Source organism: Tenacibaculum sp. M341, from assembly GCF_004337695.1.
Lineage (GTDB): Bacteria > Bacteroidota > Bacteroidia > Flavobacteriales > Flavobacteriaceae > Polaribacter.
The window spans coordinates 1-15,249 of the sequence record NZ_SJXJ01000006.1 but is presented as its reverse complement, the minus strand read 5'-3'; the positions used below and the strand labels follow the sequence as shown (position 1 = coordinate 15,249).

Annotated in this window: 16 protein-coding genes; 12 read left to right on the top strand and 4 right to left on the bottom strand. The window is 28.8% G+C overall.

Annotated elements, in window-relative coordinates:
* Nucleotides 1–33: 33 nt before the first annotated feature.
* From recA to EYW44_RS07925, 4 genes are all read left to right on the top strand, one after another.
* Nucleotides 34–1,041, top strand: a complete 1,008-nt coding sequence (recA, locus tag EYW44_RS07940; protein WP_132723135.1) for a recombinase RecA — start codon at nucleotides 34–36, stop codon at nucleotides 1,039–1,041.
* A 126-nt stretch (nucleotides 1,042–1,167) separates the two neighbouring features.
* A complete protein-coding gene (locus EYW44_RS07935; protein WP_132723134.1) occupies nucleotides 1,168–3,948 on the top strand; it encodes a lamin tail domain-containing protein in 2,781 nt (926 codons plus the stop codon).
* A 170-nt stretch (nucleotides 3,949–4,118) separates the two neighbouring features.
* Nucleotides 4,119–4,661 (top strand): thioredoxin family protein, encoded by a 543-nt coding sequence (locus tag EYW44_RS07930; protein WP_132723133.1) that lies wholly within the window; start codon nucleotides 4,119–4,121, stop codon nucleotides 4,659–4,661.
* A gap of 98 nt (nucleotides 4,662–4,759) precedes the next feature.
* Nucleotides 4,760–5,296 (top strand): GNAT family N-acetyltransferase, encoded by a 537-nt coding sequence (locus tag EYW44_RS07925; RefSeq protein WP_132723132.1) that lies wholly within the window; start codon nucleotides 4,760–4,762, stop codon nucleotides 5,294–5,296.
* Nucleotides 5,297–5,379: 83 nt separating this feature from the next.
* On the opposite strand, the gene dut is transcribed toward EYW44_RS07925, so the two are convergent.
* Nucleotides 5,380–5,811 (bottom strand): dUTP diphosphatase, encoded by a 432-nt coding sequence (gene dut / locus EYW44_RS07920; RefSeq protein WP_132723131.1) that lies wholly within the window; start codon nucleotides 5,809–5,811, stop codon nucleotides 5,380–5,382.
* Nucleotides 5,812–5,907: 96 nt separating this feature from the next.
* Between dut and EYW44_RS07915 the strand changes: the two genes are divergently transcribed.
* The 3 genes from EYW44_RS07915 to EYW44_RS07905 all read left to right on the top strand — a co-directional run bounded on the left by EYW44_RS07915 (nucleotide 5,908) and on the right by EYW44_RS07905 (nucleotide 9,063).
* A complete protein-coding gene (locus EYW44_RS07915; protein ID WP_132723130.1) occupies nucleotides 5,908–6,903 on the top strand; it encodes an NAD(P)H-dependent glycerol-3-phosphate dehydrogenase in 996 nt (331 codons plus the stop codon).
* A 225-nt stretch (nucleotides 6,904–7,128) separates the two neighbouring features.
* Nucleotides 7,129–7,788 (top strand): hypothetical protein, encoded by a 660-nt coding sequence (locus EYW44_RS07910; RefSeq protein ID WP_132723129.1) that lies wholly within the window; start codon nucleotides 7,129–7,131, stop codon nucleotides 7,786–7,788.
* A 9-nt stretch (nucleotides 7,789–7,797) separates the two neighbouring features.
* Nucleotides 7,798–9,063 carry an MFS transporter gene (locus tag EYW44_RS07905; protein WP_132723128.1) on the top strand — a complete coding sequence of 422 codons (1,266 nt, stop codon included), beginning with the start codon at nucleotides 7,798–7,800 and terminating at the stop codon, nucleotides 9,061–9,063.
* On the opposite strand, the gene EYW44_RS07900 is transcribed toward EYW44_RS07905, so the two are convergent.
* The 3 genes from EYW44_RS07900 to EYW44_RS07890 form a co-directional block, all read right to left on the bottom strand.
* Nucleotides 9,060–9,503: a YHS domain-containing (seleno)protein gene (locus tag EYW44_RS07900; RefSeq protein WP_132723127.1), complete on the bottom strand. Its 444-nt coding sequence runs from the start codon at nucleotides 9,501–9,503 to the stop codon at nucleotides 9,060–9,062. The genes EYW44_RS07905 and EYW44_RS07900 overlap by 4 nt on opposite strands.
* A 163-nt stretch (nucleotides 9,504–9,666) precedes the next feature.
* Nucleotides 9,667–10,119 (bottom strand): YHS domain-containing (seleno)protein, encoded by a 453-nt coding sequence (locus EYW44_RS07895; RefSeq protein WP_132723126.1) that lies wholly within the window; start codon nucleotides 10,117–10,119, stop codon nucleotides 9,667–9,669.
* A 46-nt stretch (nucleotides 10,120–10,165) separates the two neighbouring features.
* Complete coding sequence (locus EYW44_RS07890; RefSeq protein WP_132723125.1) at nucleotides 10,166–11,140, bottom strand: LuxE/PaaK family acyltransferase; 975 nt, start codon at nucleotides 11,138–11,140, stop codon at nucleotides 10,166–10,168.
* A 116-nt stretch (nucleotides 11,141–11,256) separates the two neighbouring features.
* Here EYW44_RS07890 and EYW44_RS07885 point away from each other — a divergent pair, with 116 nt between their 5' ends.
* The 5 genes from EYW44_RS07885 to EYW44_RS07865 all read left to right on the top strand — a co-directional run bounded on the left by EYW44_RS07885 (nucleotide 11,257) and on the right by EYW44_RS07865 (nucleotide 15,093).
* A complete protein-coding gene (locus tag EYW44_RS07885) occupies nucleotides 11,257–11,961 on the top strand; it encodes a DUF6970 domain-containing protein (RefSeq protein WP_132723124.1) in 705 nt (234 codons plus the stop codon).
* A 10-nt stretch (nucleotides 11,962–11,971) separates the two neighbouring features.
* Nucleotides 11,972–12,370 carry a hypothetical protein gene (locus EYW44_RS07880; RefSeq protein ID WP_132723123.1) on the top strand — a complete coding sequence of 133 codons (399 nt, stop codon included), beginning with the start codon at nucleotides 11,972–11,974 and terminating at the stop codon, nucleotides 12,368–12,370.
* 23 nt (nucleotides 12,371–12,393) lie between these two features.
* Nucleotides 12,394–13,113, top strand: a complete 720-nt coding sequence (locus EYW44_RS07875) for a hypothetical protein (RefSeq protein ID WP_132723122.1) — start codon at nucleotides 12,394–12,396, stop codon at nucleotides 13,111–13,113.
* A gap of 73 nt (nucleotides 13,114–13,186) precedes the next feature.
* On the top strand, nucleotides 13,187–13,726 hold the full coding sequence (locus EYW44_RS07870; protein WP_132723121.1) for an RNA polymerase sigma factor: 540 nt from the start codon (nucleotides 13,187–13,189) through the stop codon (nucleotides 13,724–13,726).
* 2 nt (nucleotides 13,727–13,728) lie between these two features.
* Nucleotides 13,729–15,093 carry an outer membrane beta-barrel protein gene (locus tag EYW44_RS07865; protein WP_132723120.1) on the top strand — a complete coding sequence of 455 codons (1,365 nt, stop codon included), beginning with the start codon at nucleotides 13,729–13,731 and terminating at the stop codon, nucleotides 15,091–15,093.
* Nucleotides 15,094–15,249 lie beyond the last annotated feature (156 nt).

Sequence of the window (15,249 nt, the reverse complement as noted above, 5' to 3'; positions counted from 1 at the left end):
AGTTCTTATTTACATAACATTTTTTGGCATTTTATGGCAGCAGATAAAGAAAAGGAAGCGAAATTAAAAGCGCTTCAACTTACGCTAGATAAATTAGATAAATCTTACGGTAAAGGTACTGTAATGAAGTTGGGAGATAAAGTAATTGACGATGTTGATTCTATTTCTTCTGGTTCTTTAGGTTTAGATTTGGCATTGGGTGTAGGAGGATATCCTAGAGGAAGAATCATAGAAATATACGGACCAGAATCATCTGGTAAAACAACATTAACTATTCATGCTATTGCTGAAGCACAAAAAGCAGGAGGTATTGCTGCTTTTATTGATGCAGAACACGCTTTCGATCGTTTTTATGCTGAAAATTTAGGTGTAGATGTTGATAATCTAATAATTTCTCAACCAGATCATGGTGAGCAAGCTTTAGAAATTGCTGATAATTTAATTCGTTCTGGAGCTATTGACATTGTAGTAATTGACTCGGTTGCTGCATTAACTCCTAAATCAGAAATAGAAGGTGAAATGGGAGATTCTAAAATGGGATTACATGCTCGTTTAATGTCTCAAGCCTTAAGAAAATTAACAGGTACTATTAGTAAAACTAACTGTACGGTTATCTTTATTAACCAATTACGTGAAAAAATTGGAGTAATGTTTGGTAACCCAGAAACTACTACTGGTGGTAACGCATTAAAATTCTACGCATCTGTTCGTTTAGATATTAGAAGAAGAACGCAAATTAAAGATGGTGATAGAGTTATTGGTAACAGTACTAAAGTTAAGATTGTTAAAAACAAAGTAGCACCACCTTTCCAAACCACAGAATTTGATATTATGTATGGTGAAGGAATTTCTAAAGTTGGTGAAATTTTAGATATTGGTGTAGAGCTAGGTATTGTTAAAAAGAGTGGATCGTGGTTTAGCTACGGTGATACTAAATTAGGTCAGGGTAGAGATGCTGTAAAAGGTTTAATTAAAGACAATCCTGAGTTAATGGAAGAACTTGAAACAAAAATTAAAGAAGCTATAGAAAATCAGGAATAGATTAAAGTTTGTTTTATAGAATTATAAAGGCTGTTGATGAAAATCAACAGCTTTTTTTATAAGTATACCTAGGGTAAATTATAACATAAATGTATACATATTAACATATTATAAATACATACATTTATGAAACAATTTTACTTTTTATTTTTTGGATTGTTATCAACCATACTTTACAGTCAAAGTATTGTTATTAATGAAATCCAAGCAAAAAACACGAATACATACGAAAATCCTGCTACAGGTGAATATTCTGATTGGATTGAATTAAAGAATTTAACTGCTTCTGAAATAGACATCAGTGGTTATTTTTTAAGTGATGATGTTGACAATGTTAAAAAGTGGGAATTTCCATCAGGAACTAAAATTGCTGCTAATGGTTTTTTATTAATTATTGCAGATGATGAGAACACTGGTTTACAAACCAATTTTAAACTTTCATCATCTGGTGAAGAAGTTATTTTATCAAAACCAGATGAATCTGAAATACAAAAAATAGCATATCCTGCCATTCAAAATGATATTTCATATGGAAGATTAAGCGATGGTACATATAGTTTTTTGAAGAAACCAACACCAAAAACTGATAATATGGATTCGGATGCATTTAAGTTATTAGATGTTGATATCAATATTAGTATTCCATCAGGACTTTACGCAACTAGTCAAACAATAGAAATTTCTAAAACAGGAGAAGGAACTATTTATTACACTTTAGATGGATCTTTACCAACTACAAGTTCTTCAGTATACACATCTCCAATAACTATTAATAACAACACAGTTTTAAAGGTAATAGTTATTAAATCACTTACAGAGTATAGTATTGCAGAAAATAGATCTTATATAATTGGTGCTACTCATAATTTACCAGTTGTGTTATTAACTTCAGATAATTCTTCTTTTAATTCAATAAATAAAGAAGTAATTGATGGTAGAGTAGCGTTTAATTTTATAGAAAAAGACGGTACAGTAGTTATTAATCAATATGCAAATTTTAGAGAATCAGGAAAAACATCTAGAGGATTTCCTCAGTTAAATGGAAAGATTGAAGCAGATAAAGTGTATGGTGATGGAGATTTTGATTATAAAATGTATCCTTATAAAGATATTGATGAGTTTGATAGCTTTTTATTAAGAAATGCAAGTCAAGATTGGGCTAATACACATTTAAGAGATGCTTTTATAGCTAGGTTGTTAGGGAAAGATAATTTAACCAATACACCATTTGAAGCTTACAGACCAGCAGTTTTATATGTAAATGGAAAGTATCAAGGTATTATTAACATTAGAGAAGATGATGATAAAAATTATGTAAAGCACAATTTTGGATTAAAAGATGATGAGTTTAAAGTAAAGCTAGGACAAGGAACATTTGTTGATTTTCATTCACTTAATTTTAATACCGAAGCTGATAGAACTAAATTTTCTAAACTAGTAGATTTTTATGAACATTTAAGTTTAAAATTATTATTTGCTTTTGCACCTCCTGGCGAATGGGGTTGGCAAGTTTGGGAAGATTTATCAGGAAAAACAGGTACACAATTTCACTATAATTTTCATGATTTTGATCCTATTTATGGATTGGCTTTTGATGGTGCTAATTTTACCAATATTGAAACAGATTTAATGCCTGTTAATGATTTAATGGAAACACAAATAAAAGATTATGAGCCTTATAAAAAAGAAGCAATTCATTTTATAGCAGCAAGTATTAATCATATTTTTAATGCCGATAGATCATTAGAAATTCTCAATGAAATGCAAGCAGAATTAGAAAGTGAAATACCTGCTCATGCAGTTGCTATGACTAAATTAGCAGACGATTCAAGTTTAACTTACCGAACAGATGAATTACCTTTTTCTAATGTATCGCAATGGAAAAGTAATTTAGCCGATTTAAAAACAAATATTTCTAACCGATTTGATAGGAATATTTTTACTAGAATAAAAAACGAATATTCATTAGATGCCCCTATACAAGTAACATATGAAAGTTCTGATATTTCCAAAGGGTTTATTAGAGTACACAATGTAAAGTCTCTTAAAAACACTTTTACAGGAACGTATTTTAAAAACATTCCAATACGTTTTAAAGCAGAAGCATTGCCTGGTTATAAATTTGTAAGATGGGAGGGAGATGTTACCGGAAATGATGTAGAAATAACAACTTCTTTTACATCTGATGCTAGTATAAAAGCAATTTTTGAGCCTGTAAGCACATTCACAACAAATTTAGTAATTAACGAAGTTCAAGGTAAAAATGATACTACAATAGCTGATGAAGCAGGTGAGTATGATGATTGGATTGAAATATATAATCCAGGAACAGCAGCGGTTAATTTAGCAGGGTATTATATTTCTGATAATGTATCAGAACCATTAAAATGGAAGATTCTAGATACAGATGCAAGTAAAACAACCGTAGCTTCAAAAGGTTACTTATTATTATGGGCTGACAAAGACACTGATCAAGGAGAAAATCATTTAGATTTTAAATTAAAAGGAACAGATCAAGTAATTTTAACAGCTCCTGATGCTACAACTAAAATTCAAGAGATATCTTTTACAGATGTTGATACAGATACTTCATACGGTGCAAAAGAAGATGCAGATAGCGAATATATTGTATTTACTACTCCAACACCAGGAGCTTCCAATAATTCATCATTAAGTACAGAAGACAATAACATAGATGAAGTAAAAATAAATACATATCCTAATCCAACTAAAAACTCAGTTACTATTCAAGGAATTTTAGAAGAAGTAACATGGAAGTTATATAATATTAACGGACAGTTAGTTAAAAAAGGAATCAGAAAAGAATTTGATATAACAAATCTTCACACAGGATTATACATTTTAAATATTAATAATAAAATGAATTTAAAGATTGTTAAAAATTAATTTTATATAAGGTCTTAACAAAAAAAAACTTAATAAAACATTAAAATATTATTTTTTTATACAGTGTTTATACCCAATTTATACATAATCAGTATTTTATATTGTTTTAAGTTTGTTTTTATCAAGAAAAAAATGTAATTTTCTTATTCATTTTAAAGCCCCCCAATATTATGAATAGATTTGTATATCTACTTTTACTCGCATGCGCATTTTTTAATGTAAACTACACACAAGCACAAAACAATGCGGATCAACTTATTAATGAAGCCATAGAAAAGGCTAAAGAACAAGACAAGCATGTTTTCATCAATTATTTATCTACTTCATGTAAGCTTAGTCAAAAAATGAAGAAACAAATGGAAGATGATACATTTAAGTTATTATTCAATTTAAATTATGTAGTAGTAAATGTAGAAGTATCGGACGAGGAGAAATCTAAGTATGTAACATGCTCTAACCCTGTTAAAACATTCGGAAGTGTAGAATGTAAAGAGATAGAGTTTCCATTTTGGAGCATCTTAGATAATGAAGGAAATTACATTACTGTTTCAATTAATGAAGGTAGTGATAGTAAAATTGGTTTTCAATCTAACACTGAAAAAGTGAATAGTTTTATTGAAGTAGCTCAAAATTACGGTTCAAAATTAAATGAGGATGAACTTTATTTGGTATCTAATCAATTAAGCAAAATGAATAACCAAGAAGGACTATAAGATATTAAAATCTTACAAAAAATTAAAAGCTGTCTAAATACATAGACGGCTTTTTTTGTATAGATAATTATAGCTAATTTAGTTTTAAAAGAAACTAAATGATTGCAATTTCTAAAGAAATAGAACTTAAAGAAATTTTAAATTCTGATACAGATACTTTATTTAATTTAATGAGCGAAGTATACCCTGCTGCTTATGATTATTTTTGGGAAGATGGAGGTAAATGGTATATAAAAAGTCAGTATTCTAAAGAAAACATTTTAAAAGAGTTAGACGAAGAAAATACGTCTTATTACTTTGTTATTTTTAAAGGAGAAATTATAGGTAATTTTAGAATTCATTGGAATAAAAAATTAGAAGGTTTTGACGATAAAAAGACAGTAAAACTTCATAGAATCTATTTACATGCTAAAGCACAAGGAAATGGAATTGGAAAAAAATTACTATTGTGGTTAGAAGAAGAAGCAATAAAAAAGCAATATGAATTGATATGGCTAGATGCTATGGATGAAAAACCACAAGCTTTTCAGTTTTATAAAAAAATGGGATATCAATACCATTCGCATTGCTTTTTACCTTTCGATTTATTACATGACGAGTATCGAAAGATGAGTCAGATTTATAAACAATTGTAAAATAAGTTAACGGTATAAAAGTTTTTAGTTGACAATTTTTAAAATTGTCAACTAAAAATATTATTTAACTTTTTCAACAACAATTATACACCAGTACTACCAAAACCACCAGCACCACGTTCTGTTTCATCTAAAACAGTAACTTCTTGCCATTGTACACGCTCATGTTTTGCAATTACTAACTGAGCAATTCTTTCACCATCATTAATGTCAAAATCTTCATTAGAAAGATTTACTAAAATTACGCCAATTTCACCTCTATAATCAGCATCCACAGTTCCAGGTGCATTTAATACAGTAATTCCTTTTTTAGCAGCTAAACCACTTCTAGGTCTTACTTGAGCTTCATATCCTTGAGGTAATGCAATAAACAAACCTGTTTTTACAATAGCACGCTCTAACGGCTTTAATGTAATTGTATTTTCTATATTTGCTCTTAGATCCATTCCTGCAGAACCTTCGGTTTCATAAGTAGGAATTTGATGTTTGGACTTATTAATTATTTGTACATTCATTGTTAAAATTATTAGCTTTCAAATATAATTAACCTCTCCGATTATACATACGTTTGTAGATTTATTAATTTAGCGTTTGTAAACAAACAATCAATTATGAATAAATTTGAAAAAATAGCTGTCATAGGTGGTGGAAGTTGGGCTACAGCTATCGTAAAAATGCTTTCAGAAAATTGTACTACCATAGGGTGGTATATGCGTAGTATTTATGCAGTTGAACATATTAAAAGAAATAAACATAATCCTAATTACTTAAGTTCTGCTGAGTTACACCCAGAGCAATTAGATTTAACCAATAACATAAACGAAGTAGTTGAAAAGTACGATGTACTAATTTTTGCCATACCTTCTGCTTTTTTAAATTCTGAATTAGAAAAATTAGAGGCTTCTTTAGAAAATAAAATCATTTTTTCTGCGATTAAAGGTATAGTTCCAGAATCAGGTTTAATTGTTGGTGAACATTTTCATACGAAATACAATATATCGTACGAAGATATTGGAGTAATTGCAGGACCTTGTCATGCTGAAGAAGTGGCTATGGAAAGACTTTCTTATTTAACAATAGCTTGTCAGGATGAGAAAAAAGCAAAAAACTTAAGTAATAAAATTAAAAGTAGATACATTAAAACAAAAGTATCAGACGATATTTTTGGTACTGAGTATTCTGCAATGCTTAAAAATATTTATGCGATTGCTGCTGGAATTGCACACGGATTAGGTTATGGAGATAATTTTCAGTCGGTGTTAATGAGTAATGCTATTAGAGAAATGAAGCGTTACATTAAAAAAGTACATCGTATGAAACGTAATATTAACAACTCTGCATATTTAGGAGATCTTTTAGTTACCGGATATTCTGTATTTAGTAGAAATAGAATGTTTGGAAACATGATTGGTAAAGGATATACAGTAAAATCTGCAATGTTAGAAATGAATATGGTTGCAGAAGGATATTATGCTACAAAAAGTGCGTATAAAATTAATAAAGAAAACGGAGCAAAAACACCAATTATAGATGCTGTACATAGCATTTTATATGAAAAGAAAGAGGCGAAAGATGTATTTGATAAGCTAACAAATATGCTAGACTAATAATTTCTAGTTAAAAGTATAAAAAACCCTTCAAATAATACTTTAGTTATGAAATTCAAATTTACTTCTAACGCCTCTATATTTTTGGTATTATACCGTGGCGCAAAAGTAAGTTAAAAACTAAAAATAACAAGGTGTTTAGCGTATTAAATATTTTAAAAAAAAGTTAATTAAAAATTAACTGATTTTTATATTTTTACAACATTTAGTATATTATTAAACATAATGAAAACAATTCAAGAAGCTGTTGAGATTACTATAAGAAAAACACCTTTTATTGAAGAAGCGTTAAACGAAAAATTAATCAATGTTTCTTCATTAGCTAGGGTAATTTTACCAGAAGTAGCCAGACAGTTAAAAAAAGAGGTGAAAGTTGGGGCTGTTATGATGGCAATCAACCGATTATCTCCAGCAAACGAATTAAGAATTCGTAAGAATATTAAAAAACTAGCCTTAAATTTAGGTGATGTAATCGTACGATCTGATTTATGTGATTATACTTTTAAAAATACACCAACTTTATTTAAAAGAATTGCGGCTATTTTAGCAGAAGCATCTGAAAGCAACGATTTATTTTTAACAATATCTCAAGGTATTTTTGAAACCAATATTGTTGCAAGTAAAAGTTTACAACCATTAATTAAAACTACTTTTAAAAATGAGGTTGTCATTAATAATGTTGATCAACTAGCTTCTATTACTATTAAATTACCTAAAGAGAATTTAGAACAATCAGGTATTTATTATTTTATTTTAAAGCAATTTGCATGGGCAAATATTGCAGTACAAGAAGTTATTTCTACTACACATGAAATGACAATTGTAGTAAAAGAACAAGATGTAAATGAAACCTTTTCAATTTTAATGGATTTAAAATTGAGTTAACACTTATAAATGGAGAAAAAAGATCCGTATGCTTCGCTTAGAATAAAGGAATTTAATATTTTTTTATTAGTACGATTTTTATTGGTTTTTGCATGGTCTATGCAGTTTATTATAATAGAATGGCAAGTATATTCAATAACCAAAGATCCGTGGAGTTTAGGATTAATTGGTGCATTTGAGTTTCTTCCTGCCTTTTCAATGGCATTGTTTGCTGGTCATATTGTTGATCAAAAAGAAAAACGAAACTTATTTGCACTCTGTATTGGTCTTTTTTCTTTAATTAGTTTAGGATTGTACTTTTTAACAAATCCTAATTTTACAGAAGGTTGGAACTCTAAAACAATACTATATTTAATATATACATTGGTATTTTTTGGAGGTTTTTTACGCTCTTTTTTCGGACCCACTATTTTTTCGTTAATAGCCTTAATTGTACCAAAAAAATTATATCCAAATGCAGCTACTTGGAGTAGTTCTACTTGGCAAATGGCCAGTGTTTTAGGACCAGCTTTTGCCGGATACATGATTTATTTAATAGGAGTAAATATATCTTTATGTATTGTTTTTGCACTTGTTTTATGCTCTTCATTTTTAGTTTTCTTAATTAAAAGGAAACCTATTATGAATCCTAAGACAAATGAACCAATTTCAAAAAGTTTAAGTGAAGGAATAAGTTTTGTATTTAAAACAAAAGCTATTTTAGGAGCTATTACCTTAGATATGATTTCGGTATTATTTGGTGGAGCAATTGCTTTATTACCTGTTTTTGCTCAAGATATTTTACAAGTAGGATCTAAAGGTTTTGGTGTTTTAAGAGCTGCACCTGCTATTGGTGCTTTTTTAACAATGTTAATTACTGCTTACATACCTATTAGTAAAAACGCCGGAATGAAGCTGCTAACAGCCATTTTTGGCTTTGGTGTATGTATTATTGTTTTTGGTTTATCAACTAGTTTTTGGGTTTCTTTAGTTGCTTTATTTTTTAGCGGAGTTACTGATGGAGTTTCAATGGTAATTCGTCAAACAATATTACAATTAAAAACTCCCGATCATATGAGAGGAAGAGTTTCATCTGTAAATTCAATGTTTGTAGGTTCTTCTAATGAATTAGGAGCATTAGAAAGCGGATTAACAGCAAAGTTGATGGGAACGGTTACCGCAGTTGTTTTTGGTGGAACTATGACCTTGCTAACCGTTATAAGTACAGGTATTTTAAATCCAACACTTAGAAAGCTAGATTTAACTAAAGATTTAGAAAAACACGAGGCTAGTTAGTGAGCAATCTTTTTCCAGTTAGCATCTGCTTTTTTTCTTAATTCTTCAGGATTTTCATTTAACCAAAGCTTTAAAGTATTTGTTCCCCAAGAATTATAAAAAAGATATAATTTACCATCTCTAATTTCATAAGTTTTAGGATCAACACCTACTTTTTCACCCTTTAAACCAATTGCATAAGCACAATAACCACCGTACTGAGGTATGTATTGAGTAGGATTATTTTTAAACATATTTAAGTGATCTTTATTCGAAAATCTGAATGTAACATTATCATATTCTGTAGTATAACTTTTAGATCCTTTTGCCGGTTTGTTGTAAAAATATGAAACTACATCATAACCATTTGCAACAACTCCTTTTTTGAGATTGTAATCATTTTTTTGTGAAAACCCAGTACAAGAAACTGCAGTAAAAAGAAAAAGTAATAAATATCTCATAGTTATATAATTTAATTCGTTGAGATAGTCGTTAAAAACAAAATCAGATTACAAATGAGATAGTTAAAATTAAAAGAAGTGTTTTTTAAACCATAAATAATAACTAAAATACCCCGTTGCAAAAGCAAACGGGCATTTAATTTATAGTATAAGCAGAAAGAATTTAATTACTTTCTTTTTTCATTTCTGCCCAATTAATATCTCCTTGTTTTTGTAAAGCTTTAGTATCTTCTTCTTGCCAATCGTTTAGTTTATTTGAAAACCAAGCATTGTAAAATAAATATAGCTTACCATCTCTAATTTCATATACTTCAGGATTTACATCCATTTTTATTTTCTTTTTAGCAACGGCATATGCACAATATCCACCGTATTGAGGTACATATTTATCAGGATTTTTTAAAAACTCATTTAAACTTTCTTTATTAGCAAAATGGAATGTTCTTCCATTGTAATCTGTACTAATTGTTTCGTTACCTTTTACAGGTTTAGTCTCATTAAAATAAGAGATAACATCATAGCCACTTACGGCCAATTTTTCATCTGAATTAGAAGTACAACTAGAAAAAATAGCGAATGAAACAATAGTTAGTAAATAAATAGTTAGTTTTTTCATTTTAATGAAAGTTTTTTAATGTGCACATAAATATACCTAAATGAAATTATAAAACCATTAAATTACATCCACGAATGTCTGATGTATCAAAACGACCTATAATTTCAAAAGAATTATCTGTATAAACTTTTCCTAAATCTTGTGTAGCAATAAAAGAGCAAGAATTAAAATTGGCCAAATCTATGACATTAATTCCACCCGTTTTTCCTGTTTTTTGAATGGTTAAAGGGTCTTCAGTATCTCTAGTGATAATATGCATCCAAGGTGGGCATTCAAACACTCCATTACCTTTTGAATATCCTTGACTTAATAATTCAGTCATACCATATTCAGAATGTATGTTATCAACTCCAAAACCATCACTCAGTATAGCATGGAGCTCTTTTCTAATTAATTCTTTTCTGCGACCTTTCATACCACCAGTTTCCATTATAATGGTATTACTAAGGTTAAATTGGTATTTCTCAACCAAATCTAACAAAGCAAAAGAAACGCCTATTAAAAGTACTTTTTTATGTTGCTTTTGCAGTGTATTTAATTTTTCGGCTAATTCCTCTAAATTATGCAAATAAAAACCGCTTTCTGGCTGTTTAGAGCGATTAATTAAATCATTTACCATATATATTAAAGAAGAACCTTTTCGTTCTAAATAATTAGGTAAAAGCGCTAGTACAGTATATTCTTCAATATTTCCGTAAAAATGTTCAAATCCTTTTAAATAACTTGTTTCATACCAAGAAGTGTCGGTAACCAAATGTTTACTGGTAGTACTGCCAGTGGTACCAGAACTTGTAAACGTTTCTTGAATTTCATCAGTAGATGATAGTATTTTTTTCGATTTAAAAAACTCTATTGGTAAAAAAGGAATTTGATCTATAGAAGTAATATCAGAAGGATGTACATATAATAAATCACAAAAAGAACGATATACAGCATTGTTTTCAAATTGATGTTTAAAAACTTGTAAAGTAGCCTGTTTAAAATCAGCTTCAGATTGTATATTGAATATAAGTTCTTTCATGTTTTGCAAAAATAAAACTATTCTACGCAACCTTTTTTAAATTTATACATCTTATTAGTAAATAAGTGAATGTTTTGCTAGCTAAACAATAATATTTAAACATTAAAAACTTAAAAATGAAAAGAATATTAAAACTTTTATTGATTTGTTTGATTGTTACTTCTTGTAATGATAAAGAAAATAAAATCATAGTAATTAATAATTGTAAGGTAGAAAATCCATTATATGATTTAGCTTGGTTAAACACACTTAAAGAGAATATAGAAAAATCAGCAAATGCTTCTGCAGCTAACATATACCAATATACCTATAAAAATGAACCAACTTTTTTAGTAAATGATTGTGTAAACTGTACAGATGCATTAGCAATTTTATATAATTGTTCTGGGGAAGCTATTTGTGAATTTGGAGGAATTGATGGTAGAATTACATGTCCTGATTTTAAAGATTTTGCAAAAGATAAAAAGCTTTTATGGTCTAATACAAATCAATTAATTATTGATGAAGAATTATATACCAATACTGAAGCAAATGACTCAATAGTAGATGTTTCTATAAATGGAGATATTCTTACCATTACTGTTACAGATAGTGGTTGCGATGGTAGTGCATGGAATGTGAATTTAATAGATTCTAGTACTGTTGCTGAATCACTTCCTCCACAAAGATCTTTAAAAGTTCAGCTATCTAATCCTGAATCATGTTTAGCTATTATAACCAGAGAATTTGAATTTAATTTATCTGAATTACAAATTGATAGTAGTAATGAATTAAGTTTGATAATAGATAACTGGGATACTCCAATTACTTATACTTACTAAATAATAAATAATGAAAACAATACAATTATTTTACATACTTACAGCTACATTTTTTATGTTTAACTGTAGTACTAATGAAGAGTTAGTATCTGATGATGTTTGGCATTTAGTAACTATTGACGGAGGATTATCGCCAGCAACTAATTATAGTAAAGGAGAAATAACTTGGTTTTTTAATACCCAAGCTAAAACAATTACAATTAAAAATTCAGTATCAGCTTTTGTAAATTCTCCAGAACCTTTTACAAGCTCACAAAGTGGTGTGTATAATTATACCATTGAAAAAAGAAATGATATAGATTATTTAATTGTGGGTAGCAGAGAAGGAGCAATGAAATTTACAGCACAAGGATTAGAAATAGACTATGGAATAGCTCATGATGATGTGCGCTATACATTTATCAAATAACAATAAATAAAAACAAAAATAATATGAATAAGTTTATAATTATACTAGCGTTTATAACAACATTAGTTTCGTGTAATAAGAATGAAGAAATAATCATTTTAGAGGATAATTTGCTAATAGGAAATTGGTCAGAAGTTACATATGATAACGATTTAATTACTTTTAAAAGAGTTTTAAACTTACCGCAAAATGCCTATGGATTTTCTTTTAGGTATGAATTTCCAAATTTTACAGAAAGAACTTCTGGATGGTGTGGTACACCACCACTTACCTTTTTTAATGTTAATGGTAATTGGGAGGTAAAAGGAGATATTTTAAAAATTTATGATGTAAATACTCCAAATGTTCAAGGGGCTTCGCCAGTTTTATTATATAGTTTTAGAATAGTTTCTTTAACAAATGAGACTTTAAGTTTAAAAAGAGAAATTACTGATCAAGAAAAAGATTATCAGAAACTAATGGAGGCTTATGATGATTTTTATAATATGATAGCTGGTAAAACTTGTACAGATGAAAGTGAATGGGCGTTTGTTGGATACGGAGCTAAAGCTTGTGGTGGTTTTCAAGGATTTATTCCTTATCCAAATACTATAGATGAAGCAGTATTTTTAGAAAAAGTAGCAGTGTACACTCAGTTAGAAGAAGAATACAATACAAAATGGTCTATTATTTCTGTTTGTGATATAATTGTTGAACCAGAAGGAGTTGTTTGTGAAAACGGATTACCAAAATTAAAATATTAACCCCAGAAAATGCATTAGAAATTCATTTTCTAATGCATTTCTGAATTAAAAAATGAATTAAAATTTTTAGCATATCGAACTAGAAAAGCTCATAAAAAAGTGCAAAAAAAACGATTTGCAAGCGCAAACAAAAGTATATCAGTTATTTGCTGGTAAGCTCTTTGCTTTGAGTTTAAAATATGCTAAAAATCAGCAAGATGCAGAAGATGTTTTACAAGATAGTTTTTTAACTATTTTCAAAAAAATACATCAATATTCAGGGAAAGGATCTTTTGAAGGATGGTTAAAGAGAATAGTTATTAACACAGCTTTGCAAAAGTATCGAGAAAACTCGCCATTGTATCTTATAAAAGAAGAAGCTGAAGCTCATGAAGAAGAAGTAATTTTAGATGAAGATAGTATTAATGTTGATTTTTTATTGGCGCTAATTCAAGAATTACCAGATAGATATAGATTGGTTTTTAATTTATATGTACTAGATAATTTTTCGCACAGAGAAATTTCTGAGATGTTAGAAATTTCAGAAGGTACCTCTAAGTCTAATTTATCAAGAGCAAGACAAATACTCAAAAATAAGTTAGAAGAACATCAACAAAAATTAGAAAAAGCTTAGCAATGAAGGATAAGAATATAGATAGAATTTTTCAGGAACAATTAAAGGATTTAGAAATAACTCCTAACCCTGAAATATGGAAAAATATTGAAGATGAGCTCACTAAAAAGAAGAAACGAAGAGTCATTCCTTTTTGGTGGTTATCGTCAGGTGTTGCAGCTTCTTTATTGTTAGTTTTTGCACTATTTCCGTTTAAAAAAACGACAAATATTAATTCAATAGAAAAATTACCAGAAGAACAAATAATTGTAGCGCCAACAAAGAGCTCTAACGACGAGGGCAATGAGGAAACAAAAATTTTGAATTCTTTTAAAGAAGAATTGGTAATTAAAGAAGATACTATTAATAGAAAAAACAGTAACAATATTACAACTGTTGCAAAAATATATCCGATAGAAAAAGAGGAGAAAGGTTCGATTGTGTCGAATAATAAAAAGGTTGGTTTGCAAAAAGATGAAGTTGAAGAATTCAGTAAGGGTGATTCTTCAAATTCAAAAATAGCTATGAAAAAGTTTTTAAAAGAAGACAAAGTAACAGAAGGTGATGTTGCACAAAAAGAACCAGTAAAGGAAACTAAAAAACTTCCTTTTAAACCAGTTTCTGAAGAAGAGCTTATTTCTAATGAAATAGAGAAGAAATTACGAGATAAATGGAGTATTTCTCCGATGGTAGGTATTGTAGCTTCAAATTCGCTTTCTGAAGGTTCTGCAATAGATGCTAATTTGAGTAATAATACGCTTACAAGTGGCGAAACTATTGCTTATGGTGTAAAAGTAGCTTATGAGATTACTGATAAATGGGCTATTCAATCAGGAATTCAGTTACAAAAAAATATTATAAATACAGAGAATGTTGGTTTTGTAGAAAATGGTAGATTTTTAAATAACCTTACTAATGTAGAGATTAATAATACTGAAAATTTAGAGTTTATCAGTTTAGAAAATACAGATAACAATATAGGACAAGATGCAATCTCTACACCAGATTCAGAATCTAATGCCTTAAGAGGTTCTTTACAACAAGAGTATAGTTATATAGAAATTCCTTTAGAAACTACATATCAATTATTTGCTTCTAAAAGTGTAAAAACTAATTTAGTTTCTGGTTTCAGCACATTGTTTTTAACTAACAATTCAATTACAGCTAATTCAGATACTTTTACAGCTGTTTTAGGAGAGGCAAATAATTTAAACAATGTGAATTTTAGTGGAAATATAGGAGTAGATTTTAATATTAAACTTTCTGAAAAACTTGATTTTAATATCAATCCGATGTTTAAAGCACATTTAAACACATTTTCTAAAGAAGCTGAAGGTTTTAAACCTTATAATGTTGGTTTGTATTCAGGATTGAGATATCGTTTTTAATAATAAACAAATTCACAAAGAATTAGAAATATTTATAATGAAGTCATCTTGACTTTTCAATTTTATGAAATTTCTTTAATCCGATTACAATAAATGCTAGGAAATTAAAGCCTTTCCAACTAGTAATTGTGGTGTCAAATCTATTCAATAAAGAAC

Excerpts from the sequence above, each read along its gene's own strand:
- recA (WP_132723135.1), top strand. The coding sequence starts at position 34 with ATGGCAGCAGATAAAGAAAAGGAAGCGAAATTAAAAGCGCTTCAACTT.
- EYW44_RS07935 (WP_132723134.1), top strand. The coding sequence starts at position 1,168 with ATGAAACAATTTTACTTTTTATTTTTTGGATTGTTATCAACCATACTT.
- EYW44_RS07930 (WP_132723133.1), top strand. The coding sequence starts at position 4,119 with ATGAATAGATTTGTATATCTACTTTTACTCGCATGCGCATTTTTTAAT.
- EYW44_RS07925 (WP_132723132.1), top strand. The coding sequence starts at position 4,760 with ATGATTGCAATTTCTAAAGAAATAGAACTTAAAGAAATTTTAAATTCT.
- dut (WP_132723131.1), bottom strand. The coding sequence starts at position 5,811 with ATGAATGTACAAATAATTAATAAGTCCAAACATCAAATTCCTACTTAT.
- EYW44_RS07915 (WP_132723130.1), top strand. The coding sequence starts at position 5,908 with ATGAATAAATTTGAAAAAATAGCTGTCATAGGTGGTGGAAGTTGGGCT.
- EYW44_RS07910 (WP_132723129.1), top strand. The coding sequence starts at position 7,129 with ATGAAAACAATTCAAGAAGCTGTTGAGATTACTATAAGAAAAACACCT.
- EYW44_RS07905 (WP_132723128.1), top strand. The coding sequence starts at position 7,798 with ATGGAGAAAAAAGATCCGTATGCTTCGCTTAGAATAAAGGAATTTAAT.
- EYW44_RS07900 (WP_132723127.1), bottom strand. The coding sequence starts at position 9,503 with ATGAGATATTTATTACTTTTTCTTTTTACTGCAGTTTCTTGTACTGGG.
- EYW44_RS07895 (WP_132723126.1), bottom strand. The coding sequence starts at position 10,119 with ATGAAAAAACTAACTATTTATTTACTAACTATTGTTTCATTCGCTATT.
- EYW44_RS07890 (WP_132723125.1), bottom strand. The coding sequence starts at position 11,140 with ATGAAAGAACTTATATTCAATATACAATCTGAAGCTGATTTTAAACAG.
- EYW44_RS07885 (WP_132723124.1), top strand. The coding sequence starts at position 11,257 with ATGAAAAGAATATTAAAACTTTTATTGATTTGTTTGATTGTTACTTCT.
- EYW44_RS07880 (WP_132723123.1), top strand. The coding sequence starts at position 11,972 with ATGAAAACAATACAATTATTTTACATACTTACAGCTACATTTTTTATG.
- EYW44_RS07875 (WP_132723122.1), top strand. The coding sequence starts at position 12,394 with ATGAATAAGTTTATAATTATACTAGCGTTTATAACAACATTAGTTTCG.
- EYW44_RS07865 (WP_132723120.1), top strand. The coding sequence starts at position 13,729 with ATGAAGGATAAGAATATAGATAGAATTTTTCAGGAACAATTAAAGGAT.